Source organism: Streptomyces sp. NPDC094034 (assembly GCF_040303865.1).
In the GTDB taxonomy this organism is placed as follows: Bacteria; Actinomycetota; Actinomycetes; order Streptomycetales; family Streptomycetaceae; genus Streptomyces.
Window position 1 is genome coordinate 32,566 of the sequence record NZ_JBEOUD010000004.1, and the last position, 19,414, is coordinate 51,979.

16 protein-coding genes are annotated in these 19,414 nt (G+C 71.3%); 10 read left to right on the forward strand and 6 right to left on the reverse strand.

Going from position 1 to position 19,414, the window contains the following annotated elements; genetic code table 11:
- Positions 1-23 precede the first annotated feature (23 nt).
- The 4 genes from ABTZ59_RS05595 (at position 24) to ABTZ59_RS05610 (ending at position 5,261) form a co-directional block, all read left to right on the forward strand.
- Positions 24-1,109, forward strand: coding sequence for a quaternary amine ABC transporter ATP-binding protein (locus ABTZ59_RS05595; RefSeq protein WP_351391152.1), 1,086 nt, complete (start codon positions 24-26; stop codon positions 1,107-1,109).
- Positions 1,102-3,738, forward strand: coding sequence for an ABC transporter permease/substrate binding protein (locus tag ABTZ59_RS05600; RefSeq protein WP_351391156.1), 2,637 nt, complete (start codon positions 1,102-1,104; stop codon positions 3,736-3,738). Before ABTZ59_RS05595 ends, ABTZ59_RS05600 begins: the two co-directional genes overlap by 8 nt.
- A gap of 231 nt (positions 3,739-3,969) precedes the next feature.
- The gene (locus ABTZ59_RS05605; RefSeq protein ID WP_249951135.1) at positions 3,970-4,515 is read left to right on the forward strand and encodes a helix-turn-helix domain-containing protein; all 546 of its coding nucleotides are present in this window, start codon (positions 3,970-3,972) and stop codon (positions 4,513-4,515) included.
- 11 nt (positions 4,516-4,526) lie between these two features.
- A complete protein-coding gene (locus ABTZ59_RS05610; RefSeq protein ID WP_351391159.1) occupies positions 4,527-5,261 on the forward strand; it encodes a helical backbone metal receptor in 735 nt (244 codons plus the stop codon).
- Here the strand turns inward: ABTZ59_RS05610 and ABTZ59_RS05615 are convergent.
- Positions 5,200-6,351, reverse strand: a complete 1,152-nt coding sequence (locus tag ABTZ59_RS05615; protein WP_351391162.1) for a TDT family transporter — start codon at positions 6,349-6,351, stop codon at positions 5,200-5,202. The genes ABTZ59_RS05610 and ABTZ59_RS05615 overlap by 62 nt on opposite strands.
- Positions 6,352-6,422: 71 nt before the next feature.
- On the opposite strand from ABTZ59_RS05615, the gene ABTZ59_RS05620 reads away from it, so the two are divergent.
- Positions 6,423-7,460, forward strand: coding sequence for a LysR family transcriptional regulator (locus ABTZ59_RS05620; protein ID WP_351391166.1), 1,038 nt, complete (start codon positions 6,423-6,425; stop codon positions 7,458-7,460).
- Positions 7,461-7,505: 45 nt separating this feature from the next.
- On the opposite strand, the gene ABTZ59_RS05625 is transcribed toward ABTZ59_RS05620, so the two are convergent.
- From ABTZ59_RS05625 to ABTZ59_RS05635, 3 genes are all read right to left on the reverse strand, one after another.
- Complete coding sequence (locus ABTZ59_RS05625) at positions 7,506-8,222, reverse strand: gamma-glutamyl-gamma-aminobutyrate hydrolase family protein (protein WP_351391168.1); 717 nt, start codon at positions 8,220-8,222, stop codon at positions 7,506-7,508.
- 114 nt (positions 8,223-8,336) lie between these two features.
- A complete protein-coding gene (gene eat / locus ABTZ59_RS05630; protein WP_351391172.1) occupies positions 8,337-9,818 on the reverse strand; it encodes an ethanolamine permease in 1,482 nt (493 codons plus the stop codon).
- Between the two features lie 153 nt (positions 9,819-9,971).
- Entirely contained in the window at positions 9,972-10,724 is a 753-nt protein-coding gene (locus ABTZ59_RS05635; protein ID WP_351391175.1) for a FadR/GntR family transcriptional regulator, read from the reverse strand.
- A gap of 78 nt (positions 10,725-10,802) precedes the next feature.
- Here ABTZ59_RS05635 and ABTZ59_RS05640 point away from each other — a divergent pair, with 78 nt between their 5' ends.
- Genes ABTZ59_RS05640 through ABTZ59_RS05650 form a run of 3 tightly spaced genes read left to right on the forward strand, consistent with a single transcriptional unit; the run spans position 10,803 to position 14,350 of the window.
- Positions 10,803-12,167, forward strand: a complete 1,365-nt coding sequence (locus ABTZ59_RS05640) for a glutamine synthetase family protein (protein WP_351391178.1) — start codon at positions 10,803-10,805, stop codon at positions 12,165-12,167.
- An 8-nt stretch (positions 12,168-12,175) separates the two neighbouring features.
- Complete coding sequence (locus tag ABTZ59_RS05645) at positions 12,176-13,552, forward strand: aldehyde dehydrogenase family protein (RefSeq protein ID WP_351391182.1); 1,377 nt, start codon at positions 12,176-12,178, stop codon at positions 13,550-13,552.
- Between the two features lie 6 nt (positions 13,553-13,558).
- Positions 13,559-14,350, forward strand: a complete 792-nt coding sequence (locus ABTZ59_RS05650) for a 3-oxoacyl-ACP reductase (protein ID WP_351391185.1) — start codon at positions 13,559-13,561, stop codon at positions 14,348-14,350.
- Between the two features lie 162 nt (positions 14,351-14,512).
- Here ABTZ59_RS05650 and ABTZ59_RS05655 read toward each other — a convergent pair whose 3' ends face one another.
- Complete coding sequence (locus tag ABTZ59_RS05655; protein WP_351391188.1) at positions 14,513-15,715, reverse strand: amino acid deaminase/aldolase; 1,203 nt, start codon at positions 15,713-15,715, stop codon at positions 14,513-14,515.
- A gap of 759 nt (positions 15,716-16,474) precedes the next feature.
- Here ABTZ59_RS05655 and ABTZ59_RS05660 point away from each other — a divergent pair.
- Both ABTZ59_RS05660 and mycP read left to right on the forward strand, forming a co-directional pair.
- Positions 16,475-17,404: a hypothetical protein gene (locus tag ABTZ59_RS05660; RefSeq protein ID WP_351391191.1), complete on the forward strand. Its 930-nt coding sequence runs from the start codon at positions 16,475-16,477 to the stop codon at positions 17,402-17,404.
- Between the two features lie 95 nt (positions 17,405-17,499).
- Positions 17,500-18,756, forward strand: a complete 1,257-nt coding sequence (gene mycP / locus ABTZ59_RS05665; protein ID WP_351391195.1) for a type VII secretion-associated serine protease mycosin — start codon at positions 17,500-17,502, stop codon at positions 18,754-18,756.
- Here the strand turns inward: mycP and ABTZ59_RS05670 are convergent.
- The gene (locus ABTZ59_RS05670) at positions 18,731-19,411 is read right to left on the reverse strand and encodes a serine hydrolase (RefSeq protein ID WP_351391198.1); all 681 of its coding nucleotides are present in this window, start codon (positions 19,409-19,411) and stop codon (positions 18,731-18,733) included. The genes mycP and ABTZ59_RS05670 overlap by 26 nt on opposite strands.
- Positions 19,412-19,414 lie beyond the last annotated feature (3 nt).

Here is a 19,414-nt window from a genome sequence, read left to right on the forward strand (position 1 = left end):
TCGGCAGACGACCAGACGAAGCCGTGACGAAGCTTGAGAACGGTACGGACCGTGATGAGCTGCGCTCCGACGGTACGACCGCAGCGGTGATCGACGCCTCGTTCTCGGTCGAGCCCGGCCAGATATTCGTGGTGATGGGTCTGTCGGGCTCCGGCAAGTCCACGCTGCTGCGCATGCTCAACGGGCTGCTGGAACCCACCTCGGGACGGGTGCTCTTCGACGGCCAGGACCTGACCGCCCTGAGCCCGCAGGACCTGCGCCAGGTCCGCTCCACCAAGATCAGTATGGTCTTCCAGCACTTCGCGCTCTTCCCGCACCGCAGCGTTCTGGAGAACGCCGGGTACGGGCTCGAAGTGCAGGGCGTGCCCCGGGCCGAGCGCACCAAGCGCGCCGCCGAGGCGCTGGAACTCACCGGCCTGGGCGGCTGGGAGGCGTCCTGGCCCGATGAGCTCTCCGGCGGTATGCAGCAGCGCGTCGGCCTTGCCCGCGCCCTCGCCACCGACGCCGATCTGCTGCTGATGGACGAGTCCTTCAGCGCGCTCGACCCGCTGATCCGGCGCGATATGCAGGATCAGCTGCTCCAGCTCCAGAAGCGGCTCAAGAAGACCATCGTCTTCATCACCCACGACCTCAACGAGGCAATGCGCCTCGGTGACCGGATCGCGGTCATGCGCGATGGGGAGATCGTCCAGCTCGGCAGCGCCGAGGACATCCTCGTCACCCCGGCCAACGACTATGTCGCCTCCTTCACCCAGGACGTCGACCGGTCCCGGGTGCTCACCGCGGGCGCCATCATGGCCGACCCGGAGACCGCTTTGGGTACCGTCACGGACGAGGGCAAGGAACTGCGGGACGCGCGGGACGTCCTCGCCGCGGCGCCCGCCACCGTCACCGAGTCCACCCCGATCATCGACCTGTTCACGCCGTGCTCGACCAGCGGGGTCGCGGTCGCCGTCGTCGACGACGCGGGCGCCCTCGTCGGTGTCGTACCGCGCGCGCGGCTGCTCGCCGTCCTCGGCGAGCCGATGACGCCCACGGTGCCCGTCGGCGCGCCCGCCGGGATCACGGTCCAGAAGGCCACCACCGACAAGGCGGTAGCCAGTGCCTAGGCTCCCCCTCGGTGACTGGGTCGACAGCACGGTCGACTTTCTCCAGAATCACCTCTCCTGGCTGTTCGACGCGATCGGTTCGGTCGTCTCGGGCATGTACGACGGCATCAACGCGGTGCTCTCCGCCCCTGAGCCGCTGCTCCTCGCGGGCATCCTGGCCGTGCTCGCCTGGTGGCTGCGCAGCCTGGTCGCGGGTGTCCTCACCTTCGCCGGCTTCGCGCTGATCGACTCGATCGAGCTGTGGGACGAGTCGATGGAGACTCTCTCGCTGGTGCTCGTGGCGACCATCGTGGTGCTGGTCATCTCGATACCGCTGGGCATCTGGGCCGCGCGCTCCAAGACGGTCAGCTCCATCGTCCGGCCGGTGCTCGACCTGATGCAGACCATGCCCGCCATGGTCTATCTGATCCCGGGTGTCGTCTTCTTCGGGATCGGCGTGGTGCCCGGCATCATCGCCACGATCATCTTCGCCCTGCCGCCCGGCGTCCGGATGACCGAGCTGGGTATCCGGCAGGTCGACGGGGAACTGGTCGAGGCCGCCGAGGCGTTCGGCACCAGCCCCCGTAACACCCTGCTGCGGGTCCAGCTGCCACTGGCCCTCCAGACGATCATGGCGGGTATCAACCAGGTCATCATGCTGGGCCTGTCCATGGTGGTCATCGCGGGCATGGTCGGTGGCGGTGGCCTCGGTGGCGCGGTCTACCGCGCGCTCGGCAACATCGACATCGGTCTCGGCTTCGAGGCGGGTCTCTCCGTCGTCATCCTGGCCGTGTACCTGGACCGGATCACCGGCTCGCTCTCCCTCCAGGTCTCCCCGGTCGGCCGCCGCGTGCTGGCCAAGGCGAAGGAACTGACCGGCGGATCGAAGATCTGGAACCACCGCCCCCAGCCCGTTGTCGCGATCGCCGGTGTGGTCGTCCTCGCGCTCGTCGCGGGCGGCATCGGCCTGTTCGGCGGCTCCTCGTCCGGCACCACCACCGCCGATGCCAAGAACGTCGGCCAGGGCAAGAAGATCAGCATGGGGTACATCCCCTGGGACGAGGGCATCGCCTCCACCTTCCTCTGGAAGGAACTGCTGGAGCAGCGCGGCTACGAGGTCGACGCCCGGCAGTACGAGGCAGGCTCGCTCTACACCGGCCAGGCGGCCGGTCAGATCGACATCCAGACCGACTCCTGGCTGCCGGTCACGCACGCCACCTACTGGGCCAAGTACCAGGACAAGCTGGAGGACCTGGGCGCCTGGTACGACAAGACGTCCCTGGAGATCTCCGTGCCCTCGTACGTCAAGGGCATCAACTCCCTGGCCGACCTCAAGGGCAAGTCCTCCACCTTCAAGGGCCGGATCGTCGGCATCGAGCCCAGCGCGGGCGAGATGGGCCTTCTCAAGGACAAGGTCCTCAAGGCGTACGGCCTCGACACCGAGTACCAGCTCATCGACGGCTCCACCTCCGGCATGCTGGCCGAGCTGAAGCGGGCGTACGCGAAGAAGGAGCCGATCGCGGTCGTGCTCTGGTCCCCGCACTGGGCGTACAACGACTACGAACTGACCAAACTGGCGGACCCGAAGAAGGCCTTCGGCGCGGAGAGCGACGGCGTCCACACCCTGGCCCGCAAGGGCTTCTCGGACGACAACCCGCGGGTGGCCACGTGGCTGAAGGACTTCTCGATGACCGAGAAGCAGCTCACCAGCCTTGAGGCCAAGATCCAGGTGACCGGCAAGGGCAAGGAGCAGGAGGCCGTCCGCGCCTGGCTCAAGGAGAACCCCGGCGTCGCCGACAAGTGGACCCCCGTCGCCCAGGCGGGGAAGGCGGTCACGGCCGCGAGCGGCAAGGACGAACGCGACCGGCCGTTGCAGGTCGCGTGGTTCCCGTGGGAGGAGGACATCGCCGCCACGTATCTGTGGAAGGCGGTCCTGGAGGAGCGCGGGTACACGATGAACCTCAAGCAGTTCGAGGTCGGTCCGATGTACGCCGCGATGGCCCGAGGCCAGATCGATGTCCAGTTCGACGGCTGGCTGCCCAATACGCAGAAGAGGTACTGGGACAAGTACCACGAGAGTCTGCACAACCTCGGGTCCTGGTACGGCCCGACCTCGCTGGAGATCGCCGTCCCCTCATATGTGAAGGGCGTCGGTTCCCTGGCCGACCTCAAGGGCCGTGAGGACGAGTTCAAGGGCCGTATCGTCGGGATCGAGGCCGGCACGGAGACGATGAACATCCTCAAGGACAAGGTCCTGCCGCAGTACGGGCTTGACAAGTCCTACCAGGTCGTCGACAGCTCCACGCCCAGCATGCTGGCCGAGCTGAAGCGGGCGTACGCGAAGAAGGAGCCGGTCGCGGTCATGCTCTGGACCCCGCACTGGGCCTACAACGAGTACGAACTGACCAAGCTGAAGGACCCGAAGAAGGCCTTCGGCGAGGGCGACCAGCTCACCACCGTCACCAACAAGGACTTCCCCACGAACTACCCGCGGCTGACCGAGTGGTTCAAGGACTTCAAGCTGACCGAGCAGCAGCTCGCCGGCCTGGAGAACGAGATCCAGAAGCGTGGCACGGGACACGAGGAAGCGGCTGTCAAGGCCTGGATGGCTGATAATCCGGGCATCGCGGACACCATGGCCCCGGCATAGCGGGGGCGCGGCAGCGAAAGGGGTGGGCATCGCCAGGCGCGAAGCCCACCCCTCCCGCATTCCGGTTCGGCCCACTCGCGCGCATCATTGTTCCAGGGGCCACACGTCCCTTTCGCTCGTGTGTGCGTACGGACGGCGGATTCGCCGGGTCCGGCACCGGGTGAGGCAGGACAGCTCTTGTCCGGGCGTCAACTCTGAGAGGATGACGATCCGGGCGGGAGGGAGCCAGTCATGGACGACAAGGAAGCGCTCAGGGTGGGCGCGGCCGTCCGCAGGAGGCGCAGGTCTCTGGGCCTGACGCTGGCGGCGGTCGCCGGCCGTAGCGGACTGTCCGTGCCGTTCCTCAGCCAGATCGAGAACGAGCGCGCCAGGCCGAGCACCCGCTCATTGGAGCGGGTGGCGGACGCCCTGGAGACGACCCCCGCCCAGCTGCACGCCGCCGCCGACTCGGCCCGTACCGTCGATGTCGTACGAGCCGCCCCCGGGCCCGGGGTCCGCCGCGTGGTGCGCGGCGGTCACCAGCTGAACGCCAAGGAATTCACCGGTGAGCAGGACACCGGCAGGGAGTACCAGCACCGCAACGACGAGGTGATGTACATCGCCGACGGCGCCGCCGAGGTCGAGGCCGAGGGCCGGGCCTACCGGCTGGAGCGTGGTGACACGCTGTATCTCTCCGGTGGCGTACGGCACCGCTGGCGCGCCACCGAGCCGGGCACCCGCATCCTCGTCGTGGCCGTCGCCGAGAACATCGACGCCACCATCGACCCGCCGCGCTGAGGGAGCGCCCCATGCCCGGTGCGCCCGCGAGGGGGCCGCGCGTCGTCTCACTCGTCCCCTCGCTCACGGAAGCGATCGCCGTCAGCGCGCCGGGTCTGCTGGTGGGGGCCACCGACTGGTGCGTCCGTCCGGCCGGTCTCGACGTCGTACGCGTCGGCGGTACGAAGAACCCCGATGTGATGGCGATCGCCGCGCTCCGGCCCGATCTGGTCGTCGCGAACGAGGAGGAGAACCGCGCCCCGGACCTGGCCGCGCTACGGAACGCCGGGCTCGATGTACTGGTCACCGAGGTCAGAACCCTGGACCAGGCGCTCACCGAGCTGGAACGGGTGCTCGTGACGGGGTGCGGAGTACGGGCGCCGCGCTGGCTGGCCGATGCCAGGGCCGCCTGGGAAGCGCCCCCGCCCTCGTCGTACGGGCCACGCGGGGCCGTCGTACCGATCTGGCGCCGCCCCTGGATGGTCCTCGGACGCGACACCTTCGCCGGGGATCTGCTGGCCCGGCTGGGTGTGGTCAATGTGTACGCGAACCACCCCGAGCGCTATCCGCGCATCCCGCTCGACGAACTGCGGGCCGCCGGAGCCGATCTGGTGGTGCTGCCCGACGAGCCGTACCGCTTCACCGCGACCGACGGGCCCGAGTCCTTTCCCGGGCTGCCCGCCGCACTCGTCGACGGACGCTTCCTCACCTGGTACGGGCCGTCGCTGGCTGGGGCACCGGCGGCGCTGCGGGCAGCGCTCCGCTGAACACCCGGCGCAGCGTGCACCACCCGGCCGCCGACCAGGCCGCGACCAGCAGCGCGAACAGCCCCACCGCCAGCCACTCCAGGGCCACCAGACCGGTGTGCCGGCCCAGCCCGGCCGCGCCCGTCACACACGTACCGAGCGGGAAGGTGAAGGCCCACCACGTCATCGTGAACCGCATCCCGCGCCGGACGGCCCGTACCACCAGCGCCGCCGACAGCGCCAGCCACAGCAGGGCGAACCCCATCACCGGCACGCCGTACACCACGGCGAAGGCGCCCAGCGCAGCCGCGTACGGAGCGCCGATCGCCCCGGGCGCCACATCGGCCAGCTGGTTGACCGCGGTGGTCGACTGCCCCAGCGGGCCGAGCACCAGAAAGAGCAGCGGGGTCCCCGCGAGCGGCAGCGGACCGTGCGCCACCAGCCGGCCGAAGATCAGCGGCAGCATCATCAGCGTGGCGAGCAGGCTCACCCCGAACAGCGCGTAGCAGCCGAGCAGCAGCGCGGCCCGCGCCTGGCCCGCCGCCAGATGCGGCACCAGCAGCGGGCCGACCGCCGCCGAGACCATGGGGGACACCACCGGCAGCAGCCAGCCGGGCGACGCGTCGGCGGGCTCGACGCGATGGCGTACGACCATCAGATACGGGATCGCCACGGCGACGACGAGACCGAGCAGCGTCCCCGCGCCGAACAGCACCGCGTCCACCGCGAGCGCCGCCCGCTCGCCCAGTACATCCCGCCCCACCAGCAGCGTCGCTCCGCCGACGGCCAGCAGCGCCATGGCCGCGCAGCCGTAGAACGGCGCCATGGCCGGATCGAGCAGATCGGCGCGTGCCCGGTCGCGGTGGTACAGCCAGTGCCCGGCGCGGGCGGCCAGGACGACGACGAGCAGCACCGCCGACAGCGCCCACACCACGACCCAGGCGGCCCGCAGCCCCGGTATCTCCAGCGGCAGGCCCGCACCCGCGCTCGCCACGATCGCGGTGCCCATCACCGTCGCGTACCAATTCGGCCCGAGATACCGGAGGGACGGCAGCCGCACCCGCGCGGTGGAGCGCGGGGCGGGGGCGGCGACGTGCGCGAAGGTGGTCATGACTGCCACCCTCGCGCGAGCGCCCGGGCCCCACCAGACCCGTTCTCTCTATGAGGCCATAACCTGGGCTTATGGCCGATGTACCGTCCGCCGCCTCCTCCACCGGACCGTCCCCCGCGGATCCGTCCGCCGCCCAGCCTGCCGCCCAGTCCGTCGCTGCCCAGTCCGCCGCCGCCCAGCCTGCCGCCGTCCAGCCTGCCGTCCAGCTCGCGCACCGGGTGCCCGATCTCGGTGCGCTGGAACTGCTGCTCGCGGTCGCCAGGCTCGGCAGTCTGGGCCGGGCCGCCCGCGAGACGGGGATCTCCCAGCCCGCCGCCAGCAGTCGGATCCGGGCCATGGAGCGGCTGCTCGGGGTCGCGCTGGTCGACCGCTCACCGCGCGGCTCGCGGCTCACCGACGCCGGCACTCTCGTCACCGACTGGGCCCGGCGCGTGGTGGAGGCCGCCGAGGCTTTCGACGCGGGTGCGCAGGCGCTGCGCGACCGCCGGGACTCACGCCTGCGTGTCGCCGCCTCCATGACCATCGCCGAGTATCTGCTGCCCGGCTGGCTGATAGCGCTGCGCCGGGCCCGGCCCGACACCGCCGTCTCCCTGCACGCGGGCAACTCCGCCGCGGTCGCCGAGCGGCTGCTCAGCCATGAGGCGGACCTCGGTTTCGTCGAGGGCGTGGCCGCGCCGGAGGGTCTCGATTCCGCCGTCATCGGCCATGACCGGCTGCTGGTGGTCGCGGCCCCCGGCCATCCCTGGGCCCGGCGCCGTACCCCGCTCGACCCGGCGGAGCTGGCCGCGACCCCGCTGATCCTGCGCGAACCCGGCTCCGGCACCCGTCAGGTGCTGGACGCCGGGCTCAGCGCGTACGGCGGCCTCGCCGAGCCGCTGCTCGAACTCGCCTCCACCACCGCGCTGAAGGCCGCCGCCGTGAGCGGCGCGGGTCCCTGTGTGCTGAGCGAACTCGCGGTCGGCGAGGAACTGGCGGCCCGGCGGCTCGTCAGGGTGCCGGTCGAGGGCATCCGGCTCCGCCGCGATCTGCGCGCGGTCTGGCCGGTCGGCAACCGTCCCGCGGGCCCGGCCCGAGACCTGCTGTCGCTGACGCGCGGAGCCCTGGACTGACCGGCCGGTCCCTCCAGGGCCGACCAGCCGGGTCCGGATGCCCCGTCAGGGCCTGGACGTCGCCCGGGAGGCCGCCCTGAAGGCACCCGCCGCCGCGACCAGTGCGGTCATGACGCGGGTGTCCTCGGCCATCTCCGGATGCCACTGGACGCCCAGGGCCCAGCGGGGACCGGGCAGTTCGACCGCCTCGACCGTGCCGTCCGCCGCGACAGCCGAGACGGTCAGCCCCTGCCCGAGCCGGTCCACCGTCTGGTGATGGTGGGTCGGTACGGCGAACTCCTCCGGCACCAGAGCCCCATAGCGGGTGCCTGTCACCGGTGTCACCGGATGCTCCCCGAAGGTTCCACCGACCGGTGAGGTATGGCCGTCCACGTGCTGACGGAGCGTCCCGCCGAGCGCCACGTTGAGCAGCTGCATCCCCCGGCAGATGCCCAGCAGGGGGGTGCCGGAGTCCAGCGCCGCCTCGATCAGGGCCAGTTCCCAGACGTCCCGCTCCGGGGCGGGCGGTCCGGTCCTGGGGTCCCGCTCGGCCCCGTACCGTACGGGCTCCACATCAGGACCGCCCGCGATCACCACCCCGTCGAGCCGCGCCACCATCCGGGAAGCGGCCGACGCATCGTCCGGCGGCAGCATCGCGGCCAGCCCGCCGGCGCGCTGGACGAGCCGGGGATAACCGGCCGGCAGCAGCGCCGCGGGCAGGTTCCAGACGCCCCACGCGGCGGACTCCTCCAGATAGGTGCTGACGCCGATGAGCGGCTTCATGGACCGGGCCTCCGTCGTTCGTTCGTCGTATGTCGTTCCCGCGCGTGTGCGAGTGCGTGTGCGTGTGCGAGTGGGTGTACGCCTGCGCGGTGGTGTGCGCGTACGTGTTCCGCGTCAGCCTCGTTCGAGTTCGGCCTCGGCCGCGGCCAGCGCCGCGAACTCCTCTTCCGGAGCCGCGGCGACCAGCCGGTGCCGACTGTAGAAGGTGAAGTAGGCGAGGGCGACGACATAGACGCCCAGCGCGATGAACGCCGCGTCCTTGTCCACCAGGAACGTCGCGACCAGCGCCGACAGCGCGAGTACGAACGCGACGCCGGAGGTGAGCATGCCGCCGGGCGTGCGATAGGGGCGGGGCAGCTCCGGCTCGCGGCGGCGCAGCACGAGATGCGACAGCGCCATCAGCGCGTACGAGATCGTCGCGCCGAACACCGCGACATTGAGCATCCGGCCGCCGTCGCCGGTGCCCGCCGCGAGGGCGAAACCGATCGCGCCCGGGATCAGCAGACCCAGATAGGGGGCTTTGCGGCCGCTCGTGAGGGACAGGAACCGGGGCAGATAGCCCGCGCGGGAGAGCGCGAACAACTGCCGGGACCCGGCGTAGATGAGGGAGAAGAAGGAGGCGACGAGACCCGCGAGACCCGCGTAGTTCACGAACCGGCTCAGCGCGGTCGGCTCCCCGTCCCCCTGGAGCGCGACCACCAGCGGATTGCCCGCGTCCTGGACGGCGGCCGAACCGCGCGCCCCCGTCGCCGCGAGGAAGGTGATCAGCGCGAGCAGTACGAGCACGCCCATGGCGATCGACAGCGCCTTCGGCATCGACCGGACGGGGTCCTTGGCCTCCTCGGCGGCCAGGGGTACGCCTTCCACACCGAGGAAGAACCACATACCGAAGGGGAAGGCCGCCCAGATGCCCAGGACTCCGTAGGGCAGCCAGGAGCCGGAGCCGAACGCGTCCTGGTCGACGGGGATGTCATTGAGACCACTGGCGTCGAACTGGGTGAAGGCCCCGACCGCGAAGATCAGCAGCGCGGCCACCGCGATCGCGGTCACCACCAGGCTGAAGCGCAGGGCCTCGCCCACACCCCAGAGATGGATCCCGATGAAGATCACAAAGCATGCGAGATAGACGGGCCAGCCCGCCGTCAGGCCGAAGAGATTGAGGGACTCGACATATTCGCCGATGAAGATGGAGATGGCGGCCGGCGCGAGGATGTACTCGATGAGGATGGCCGTACCGGTCAGAAAGCCGCCCCAGGTGCCGAGCGCGCGCCGGGCGAAGCCATAACCGCCGCCCGCGGTGGGCAGGATGGCGGACAGCTCGGCGAGGGAGAAGACCAGACAGGCGTACATCACCCCCATCAGCAGCGTGGCGATCGCGAGACCGCCGAAGCCCCCCTCGGAGAGACCGATGTTCCATCCCGAGAAGTCCCCGGAGACGACATAGGCGACCCCGAGGCCGGTGAGCAGCAGCCAGCCCGCGCTGCCCCGGCGCAGTGTGCGCCGACGCAGATACTCGGCGTCCCCCTGGGGCGTGTCCCGCTCGGCGCCGTCGGCCGTGGCGGCCGGTGGGACGCGCGAGTCCGTGCCTTCGGACATGATCCGCTCCTGCCTCGGAGTAATGGTGTGGGGCCATACCATTGCCGCATGAGCGGCCCGGCGCAAGCCCCATGCGTTAATCGGCTGTTACGGATCGGGAAAGCTCCCGGCTGCGCCCGGCCGGCCGCCGGTTCGGGCTCACCGGCCCCCGGCTCAGGCCAGGAAGCCGCGCAGGAGTGCCGCCGTGCCGCCGCAGTGCTCGCGCGCGATCTCACGTGCCCCGTCCACGTCGCCGTCGAGCACCGCCTCGGCCAATGCCGTGTGCTGGCGCTGCGAGTGCTCCAGATTCCGCACCAGCAGCGGGATGCAGTCCAGCAGATCGTTCACCGTCGCCCGCACGGCGGCGTACTGCGCGGTCAGCGTCGCCGAGCCGGCCAGCTCGGCGAGCGTGAGATGCAGCATCGTGTCCAGCCTTCGGTACTCCGTCAGCGGCGCGTCCTGTGTGGCCGCCAGCGCCGAGCCCAGCCGCTCCCGCTGCTCGCCGGTGAGCGGGTGCCCCGCGCACAGCTCCGCCGCGCCGACCTCAAGTACCTCGCGGAAGCGCAGGACGTCCTCGATGTCCACGCCCGCCACCCGGCGCCGCAACTCCTCCTCCGCCCCCCGGGCGGGCGTGTCGGGCCGTGGCCGTACGAATGTGCCGCCGTATCTGCCGCGCCGGCTCTCCAGCAGCCCCTGGTCCTGGAGGACCTTGAGGACATCGCGCAGCGTGACCCGGCTGATCCGCAGCCGCTCCGCCAGCTCCCGCTCGGCCGGCAGCCGTTCACCGCCCGCCACCAGCCCGAGCCGTACCACCTGGAGGATCTGCTCCAACGCCTCCTCGAAACCGTTTCCCGCCCGCACGGGCCGCAGCACCGGCGTCAGCGGGTCCGCGTCCGGCGGGTCCACCGGCTCGTTCGTCTTCGCCACGTGGCCGTTTCCCCTTCCCAACCAAAGGTCTTCAGGAATACCTTATGGCTTCCGGCTGACCGAAGGAGGAGTAATCCCGTGGCAGACCGCACACCCCCGCTCCGCGTCGAGGAGCTGCGCGTCCTCGTGGAGGGCGGCGAGATCGACACGGTCGTCCTGGCCTTCCCCGATATGCAGGGCAGACTTCAGGGAAAGCGGTTCGCCGCACGGTTCTTCCTCGACGACGTCCTGGAACACGGCACCGAGGGCTGCAACTATCTCCTCGCCGTCGACACGGAGATGAACACCGTCGACGGATACGCGATGTCCTCCTGGGACCGCGGCTACGGCGACTTCGCGATGCGCCCCGACCTCTCCACCCTGCGCCGCGTCCCCTGGAACGAGGGCACGGCCATGGTCATCGCCGACCTCACCTGGAACGACGGCACACCCGTCGTCGCCTCGCCCCGCCAGATCCTCCGCCGCCAGCTGGAGCGCCTGGCCGGACACGGCTACACCGCGCACGTCGGTACGGAGCTGGAGTTCATCGTCTTCAAGGACACCTACGAGCAGGCCTGGGACAGCCACTACCGCGGACTGACGCCTGTCAATCAGTACAACGTCGACTACTCCGTCCTCGGCACCGGCCGCGTCGAACCGCTGCTGCGCCGGATCCGCAGGGAAATGGCCGAGGCCGGGCTCGCCGTCGAATCCGCCAAGGGGGAGTGCAACCCCGGCCAGCACGAGATCACCTTCACCTACGACGAAGCCCTCATCACCTGCGACCAGCACGCCATCTACAAGAACGGCGCCAAGGAGATCGCCTCCCAGGAGGGCGTCTCGCTCACCTTCATGGCCAAGTACAACGAGCGCGAGGGCAACTCCTGTCATATCCATCTCTCGCTCCAGGACCAGCACGGCACCCATGTCATGGCCGGGGACGGACCCGGCGGGATGTCGCCCGTGATGCGCCACTTCCTGGCGGGCCAGCTCGCCGCGCTCCGTGACTTCTCCCTGCTGTACGCGCCCACCATCAACGCCTACAAGCGCTTCCAGCCGGGATCCTTCGCCCCCACCGCCGTCGCCTGGGGCTATGACAACCGCACTTGTTCGCTGCGGGTGGTCGGCCACGGCCGGTCCTTGCGCTTCGAGAACCGGCTCCCCGGCGGCGACGTCAATCCGCACCTCGCCGTCGCGGGCCTCGTCGCCGCCGGTCTGTACGGCATCGAGAACGAGCTCGAACTCCCCGAACCCTGCGCGGGCAACGCCTACACATCCACCTATGAACAGGTCCCGACCACCCTGCGCGAAGCCGCCGAGCTCTGGGAGAACAGCCCCATCGCGCGCGCGGCCTTCGGTGACGAGGTCGTGGCGCACTACCGCAACATGGCGCGCGTCGAGGTCGAGGCCTTCGACGCCGCGGTGACCGACTGGGAGCTTCGCCGCTCCTTCGAACGTCTGTGAGGAACGACGTGCACGAACACCACGCCGCCGGACATCAGATCCTCAACCCCGCCACCGGCGAGACCATCGCCACCGTCGCCGCGACCACCGCGGCGGAGGTCGACACGGCGGTTCGCCGGGCCGCGGCGGCCCAACGCGGCTGGGCGGCGACCGCCCCCGCCGACCGCGCACGGCTGCTGCGCCGCTTCGCCGTCGTCGTCGACGAACACAACGAGGAACTGGCCCGGCTGGAGGTCCGCGAGGCGGGGCACACCCTCGGCAACGCGCGCTGGGAGGCGGCCAATGTCCGCGATCTCCTGGACTACAGCGCCGGGGGAGTGGAGCGACTGACCGGCCGGCAGATCCCGGTCGCCGGCGGACTCGACATCACCCTCCTGGAACCGCTCGGCGTCGTCGGCGTGATCGCCCCGTGGAACTTCCCCATGCCGATCGCCGCCTGGGGCAGCGCCCCCGCGCTCGCGGCGGGCAACGCCGTGCTCCTCAAACCCGCCGAGACCACCCCCCTCACCGCACTGCGACTGGCCGAACTCGCCCTGGAGGCAGGGCTTCCCGAGCATCTCTTCCAGGTCCTGCCCGGAGCGGGTGACGTCGCGGGCGACGCGCTGGTCGAGCACCCGGGCGTCGCCAAGATCGTCTTCACCGGATCCACCCGCGTCGGTAAACAGATCATGGCGAAGGGCAGCGCGCTGCTGAAGCGCGTGACCCTCGAACTCGGCGGCAAGAGCCCCAATATCGTCTTCGCCGACTCCGATCTGGAGCGGGCCGCCGCGACCGCCCCGATGGCCTTCCTCGACAACTCAGGACAGGACTGCTGCGCCCGCACCCGCATCCTCGTCCAGCACGAGGTCCACGACCGGTTCCTGGAACTGCTCGCCCCCGCGATCGAGTCGGTCGTCGTCGGCGACCCGTCCGACGAGAAGACCCAGATGGGCCCGCTGATCTCGGCGATCCAGCTGGAGCGCGTACGGTCGTACGTCCCCGATGGCGCGAAGGGCATCCGTGGCACCGCGCCCGAGGGACCCGGGTTCTGGTTCCCGCCGACCGTCCTCACCGATGCCGCCGCCGACTCACCGGTCGCCACCGAGGAGGTCTTCGGCCCGGTCGCGGTGGTCGTGCCCTTCGAGGACGAGGAAGACGCCGTCCGGCTCGCCAACGCCACCGACTACGGGCTCGCCGGGTCGATCTGGACCCGCGACGTGGGCCGCGCCCTGCGCGTCTCGCGCGCCGTCGCCGCGGGCAATCTCTCCGTCAATTCGCACAGCGCCGTCCGGTACGGCACACCGTTCGGCGGCTACAAACAGTCCGGACTCGGCCGAGAACTGGGCCCCGACGCCCTGGCCGCCTTCACCGAAACCAAGAACGTCTTCATCAGCACGGAGGCCTGACCCATCATGACCGCCCCCACCAACGACGTCATCTGCCGCCGACTGGTCGGCCGTACCGCCGTGATCACCGGAGCCGGCAGCGGCATCGGCCTGGCCACCGCACGCCGACTCGCCGCCGAGGGCGCGCATGTCGTCTGCGGCGATATCGACGAGACCGCGGGCAAGGCCGCGGCCGAACAGGTCGACGGCACCTTCGTACGTGTCGATGTCACCAACGCCGACGAGGTCGACGCCCTCTTCAGGATCGCCCACGAGACCTACGGCAGCGTCGACATCGCCTTCAACAACGCGGGCATCTCGCCCCCCGAGGACGACTCGATCCTCACCACCGGCCTGGACGCCTGGCGCAAGGTCCAGGAGGTCAACCTCACCTCCGTGTATCTGTGCTGCAAGGCGGCCATCCCCTATATGCGGCGGCAGGGCCGGGGCTCGATCATCAACACCGCCTCCTTCGTGGCGCGTATGGGCGCGGCGACCTCCCAGATCTCCTACACCGCGTCCAAGGGAGGCGTGCTCGCGATGTCCCGTGAGCTGGGCGTGCAGTTCGCCCGCGAGGGGATCCGGGTGAACGCGCTGTGCCCGGGGCCCGTCAACACGCCTCTGTTGCAGGAGCTGTTCGCCAAGGACCCCGAGCGCGCCGCGCGCCGACTCGTGCACATTCCGGTCGGCCGGTTCGCCGAGGCCGACGAGATCGCGGCGGCGGTCGCCTTCCTCGCCAGTGACGACTCCTCGTTCGTGAACGCCACGGACTTCCTGGTCGACGGTGGCATCTCGGGGGCGTATGTGACGCCCGTCTAGGGTCTGTCAGGACGGGCAGGACGGGCAGGACGGGCAGGCAGGCGGGCGGGCGGGCGGGCGCCTGAGCGTGACGACCCCGCCGGGCCGGTATCCCGGTCCAGGCGTGCCCCTACCACCGGACGCCGGTGGGACGGGACCGCGTGGACCGGGACCGCGACACCCTCAGAGGAACGTGCGGCCCTCACCCCGGTACGTCGGCACGGCCGCCACCACCCGGTCGCCCTCGATCAGACACAAGGTGTCGAAGCGCTCGCACAGTTCACCCGCCTTGGCATGCCGGAACCACACCTTGTCGCCGATCAGCAGATCGTCGGCGGCCGGTCCGAGCAGTGGGGTCTGCACCTCACCGGCCCCCTCCTGCCCGTCGTAGCGCAGTCCTTCGGGCAGATACGGCACGGGCAGCCGGTCCGCCCCCGGCGCCCCCGAGGCCGGATAGCCGCCGCCGAGCACGGTCACCACTCCGACACCCGGCCTGCGCACCACGGGCTGGGCGAAGAGCGCCGCCGGACGGCCCGTGAACGATGTGTAGTTGTCAAAGAGCCGTGGAACATAGAGCCCCGAGCCCGCGGCGATCTCCGTCACCGCTTCCTCGGCAGCCGTGTGCTGGACGCTGCCCGTGCCGCCGCCATTGACGAATTCCAGCTCCGGAGCGACGGCCCGCACCGCGCGCACCACTGCCGCGCGCCGCTCCGCCAACTCCTTGCGGGCGGCGGACTGCATCAGCCGGATCGCACGCGATCGCAGCGGTCGTCCTGCCAGGGCGTCCCCTACCCCGGCGACATGTCCTTCGTATGCCATGAGCCCGACCAGCCGGAATCCGGGGCGTCGGGCTATCGATCTGGCGAGCTCGGCCAGTTGGGCCGGCTCACGCAGCGGGGAGCGCAGTGCACCAATCCTGACCCGCCCGCCGAACAGCCGCAAGGCCGTGTCCAGTTCAAGACAGATCCGGAATTCCTCACGTCCACCCTTCCGCGCCGCGTCGATGAGGTCCAGCTGGGCCGGGTCGTCGATCATCACGGTGACGGCCGCGGCGAGCTTGGGATCGGCGGCCAGCTCCCCGTACGCGGCGCGGTCCGCCGACGGATAGGCGAGCAGTACGTCCTCGAACCCGGCCCGCGCCAGCCACAGGGACTCGGCCAGCGTGAAGGACATGATCCCCGCGAAACCGTCGCGCCCCAGCACACGTTCCAGCAGCGCGCGGCAGCGGACCGACTTGCTCGCCACCCGGATCGGCTTGCCTTCCGCCCGCCGGACGAGATCGTCCGCGTTCGCGTCGAACGCTTCGAGATCGACGAGGGCGAGCGGGGCGTCGAGATGAGCGGTGGCGCGGTCGTACCGTGCCCGGTCGGTGGCGCGCGGAGTCATGGAGTGAGCTTGCCAGACGGGATTACCGCACGGTAGGGGGATGATCTGGGCAGATCACCACGTGCCTTCGCGGTCGTTCCCGCCGGGCCCGTTCCACCCCGTAGAGTGACGCACACGCCGAGTCGAACGGGCCTGTTCCGTACGGCGAATCGGTATGCGGTGGGACCGGTCTGCACAGGTGGCACAGGGGGACGGATGAGTACCGAAGCGCGACGCGCTCCTGTACCGCCCCGCCCGGCGGTGCCACCACCCGGCGCCGAGTCCGAGGCGTCCAAGGCAGGCGAGGACACGTCGGCCGACACTCCGCGCCCGCCGAGATCACGCATCTCGGACGCGCTGCTGCCCCCGCCCGAGCCGGTGCGGATACCACCACCGCCGTCCGGACCTCCGGCGGCGACCGCTGCCAAGTCCCTTCCCCCGGCAGCGAATCCGGCCCCGCGCACGGCCGTCCCCCCGGCCCCGATGACGGCTCCGACCGCGGCGACAGCTCCGGTGTTCACGACCGCCCCAGCCCCGGCGACACCTCCGGTGTCCACGCCAGCCCCGGCCCCGGCGAAAGCCTCTTCACCGACGACAGCCCCGGCCCCAGCCTCGATGAAAGCCCCGGCCCCGACGAAACCGGTCCCGCCCGTCGGCGCGGCCCCGGCGCCCGTGGAGATCACCACCCGCCTCCGTCCGGTGCCCCCGGCCCCGGCGCCCGTGGAGATCACCACCCGCCTTCGTCCGGTGCCCCCGGCCCCGGCCGGAGCGGTGCCACGCGTGCCGCCACCGCCTTCCGCGCCACCCGCGCCGCCCCTGCCCGCCAGGCCGCCCCAGAGCCCGCCCGCGTTCCCGTCGGCGCCGCCGCCGTATCCCTCGCCGTATCCCTGGTCCGGGCAGCGTCCCGAGACGCCCCAGGAGACCACCACCAGGCTGCGTCCCGTGCCCTCACGGCACCAGCCCCTCCGGGTCGCGTCCGCCTTGGCCTGCGTCGTGCTCGGGCTCGGGCTGATCGGCGGCGCCGCCACCGGGAGTTGGCTGACCGGGGACTCTGCCGCGGAACCCGCCGCCCGTGACACCTTCGCCATCACGCGCGGCCTCTGGCACAACGTGCCCGTCGACACCCTCTTCCCCCGCACCCTCGCCGGGGACGGCGCCGGGCCCGGCGGAGCGGACCGCGAGTGGACGAGGATCGGCGTCGCACCTGACAGCGGCTGTGCCGGCACCCTCGATCCGCTGCTGCTCGGCACGCTGCGCCCGGTCGGCTGCGCGCGCGTGCTGCGCGCCACCTACGTTGACGCCACGTCGACCAGCGTCACCACCGTCGGGCTGGTCTTCACCCAGGCCGACGCCCTCGCGATGGAGACCCTGCGCACCCGGTTCCGTGACGAGAAGCTGGGTGAACGCGCCGATCTGATGCCCCGCGCCTTCCCCGTCAAGGGCACGGTCGCGGGTGGGTTCGGTGACGCCCAGCGCGCGAGCTGGACGGTGAATGTGCTCACCGAGACGCCCGTCGTCGTGTTCGCCGTCTCCGGCTTCGCCGACGGACGGACGGTCACCGCTCCCCAGCCCGTCGACAAGGCCATGGCCAAGGGCGCCACGACCGCGCCCGCGCAGTCCGGTCTCGGCCACGAGGCCAAGGGCATCGCGGACCGGATAGAGCGAGGCCTGCGCAAGACCGTCAGCGCCCGAACGGCGACTCCTCAATGACCCCGAACCTTCCCGGCGCACTGATGCCCCCCACGCCCCCCAAGCTCCCCAACCTCTCCGTGCACTCCATGCCCCCCACGCCCCCTGTGCACCCCATGCACTCCACGCCTCCCGGCTCCCTCATGTCTCCCGGCGCCCCCACGCCCCCCGTGCCTTCCGGCCGGACGGCGCGCCGCCACCGCTTCGTTGCCGCCTTCGCCGCCGCGTCCGTCCTCCTGCTCGTCCCCGCCCCTCCGGCGCACGCCGACGCGATCCGGGCGCAGCAGTGGGCCCTCGACGCCCTGCACACCGAGGAGGCGTGGCGCACCACTCAGGGCAGGGGCGTCACCGTCGCCGTCCTGGACACCGGCGTCGACGGCACCCATCCCGACCTGGAGGGCCAGGTGCTGCCCGGCCGGGATCTGATCGGCTTCGGGGCGAGCGACGGCGATCGCGCCTGGGCCCGTCACGGCACGGCCATGGCCGGCATCATCGCCGGACACGGCCATGGCCCCAACCGTGGGGACGGGGTTCTCGGGGTCGCGCCCGAGGCGAAGATCCTCCCGGTCCGCGTCATCCTCGAAGGCACCGACCCCGCCCGTGCCAAGGCCCGTTCCTCCAAGGGCGGCGCCCTCGCCGAAGGCATCCGCTGGGCCGCCGACCACGGCGCCGACGTCATCAACCTCTCACTCGGCGACGACAGCGAGTCCGCCCACCCGGAACCCGGCGAGGACGCGGCCGTCCAGTACGCCCTTGCCAAGGGCTCCGTCGTGGTCGCCTCGGCCGGCAACGGCGGCGAGAAGGGCGACCACGTCTCGTACCCCGCGGCCTATCCGGGGGTGATCGCGGTGACGGCCGTCGACGAGTACGGGACACGTGCCGCGTTCTCCACCCGCCGCTGGTACGCCACCATCAGCGCGCCGGGCGTCAATGTGGTCATCGCCGACCCCGACCGCCGCTACTACGAGGGCTGGGGCACCAGCGCCGCCGCCGCGTTCGTCTCCGGCGCCGTCGCGCTCGTACGCTCCGCCTACCCCGATCTCACCCCGGCGCAGATCAAGAAGCTCCTCTCGGACACCGCGCGCAACGCGCCGAAGGATGGCCATGACGACGCCCGCGGGCACGGCCTCGTCGATCCCGCCGCCGCGATCAAGGCCGGGGCGAAGCTGTCCCGTATGGATCTGAAGCGCGACGCCGCGGGCGCCGACGCATACGACAAGCAGTACTTCGGCCCCGGCCCCGACGCCCCGCGCGCGGACTCGGAACCCGCCGCCTGGCTCGCCCCCGCGGTGGGCGGCGCCGGCGCGCTGCTGCTGGCCTGTGCGGTCCTGCTGTGGCGCGGCGGTCTCAGACGAACCGGCGTACGGCGCTGACGGCCGCCTCCTCGACCCGCGCGATCCCCGCGTCCTTCGTCGGATGGCCGTCGGACAACACGGCGACCAGACAGTTCCGTACCCGCCCCACCGAGTGGATGACCCAGGAACCGCTGTCACCCCGCGGCAGCCAGCCGTTCTTCAGTGCCCAGTCGCGGTCCGTCGCCGCCGCGGAGATCCCCCAGTCCTGACCGGGCACCACCCGCCCCATCAGCCCCGCCAGATAGCGGCGCGACCTCTCGTCGAGAGCGGCGGGCGCCGCCGGGACCTTCACAGGGCGCGTCGTGGCATCCGCGTCGGCGAACACCGCCTTCAGCAGCGTCAGTTGATCGCGCGCGGTGGTCAGAGTGAGCCCCCAGGCGGTGGCCGCCGACGTCCGGGTCATCCCGAGCCGCGCATGAGCCGCGTCCAGTCCCGCCACGCCCCCGGCCGCCGTCCGCAGCGCGGTCGCCGCCTCGTTGTCGCTGCGCTCGATCATGGCCGCCGCGAGACCTTCCTCGCCGGCCGTCAGCCACCGCCCCGAATCCCGCGCCCGCAGCAGCAGCGCGGCCAGTACCGCGACCTTGACCACGCTGGCGGTGACATACGTCCGGTCCTCGCCGGATGCCCACTCGCCCCCGCCGGCCAGGTCGTACACCGCGACCGAGAGATTCACCCG

Excerpts from the sequence above, each read along its gene's own strand:
- ABTZ59_RS05655 (WP_351391188.1), bottom strand. The coding sequence starts at position 15,715 with ATGACTCCGCGCGCCACCGACCGGGCACGGTACGACCGCGCCACCGCT.
- ABTZ59_RS05605 (WP_249951135.1), top strand. The coding sequence starts at position 3,970 with ATGGACGACAAGGAAGCGCTCAGGGTGGGCGCGGCCGTCCGCAGGAGG.
- ABTZ59_RS05620 (WP_351391166.1), top strand. The coding sequence starts at position 6,423 with ATGGCCGATGTACCGTCCGCCGCCTCCTCCACCGGACCGTCCCCCGCG.
- ABTZ59_RS05625 (WP_351391168.1), bottom strand. The coding sequence starts at position 8,222 with ATGAAGCCGCTCATCGGCGTCAGCACCTATCTGGAGGAGTCCGCCGCG.
- ABTZ59_RS05615 (WP_351391162.1), bottom strand. The coding sequence starts at position 6,351 with ATGACCACCTTCGCGCACGTCGCCGCCCCCGCCCCGCGCTCCACCGCG.
- ABTZ59_RS05610 (WP_351391159.1), top strand. The coding sequence starts at position 4,527 with ATGCCCGGTGCGCCCGCGAGGGGGCCGCGCGTCGTCTCACTCGTCCCC.
- ABTZ59_RS05650 (WP_351391185.1), top strand. The coding sequence starts at position 13,559 with ATGACCGCCCCCACCAACGACGTCATCTGCCGCCGACTGGTCGGCCGT.
- mycP (WP_351391195.1), top strand. The coding sequence starts at position 17,500 with ATGCACTCCACGCCTCCCGGCTCCCTCATGTCTCCCGGCGCCCCCACG.
- eat (WP_351391172.1), bottom strand. The coding sequence starts at position 9,818 with ATGTCCGAAGGCACGGACTCGCGCGTCCCACCGGCCGCCACGGCCGAC.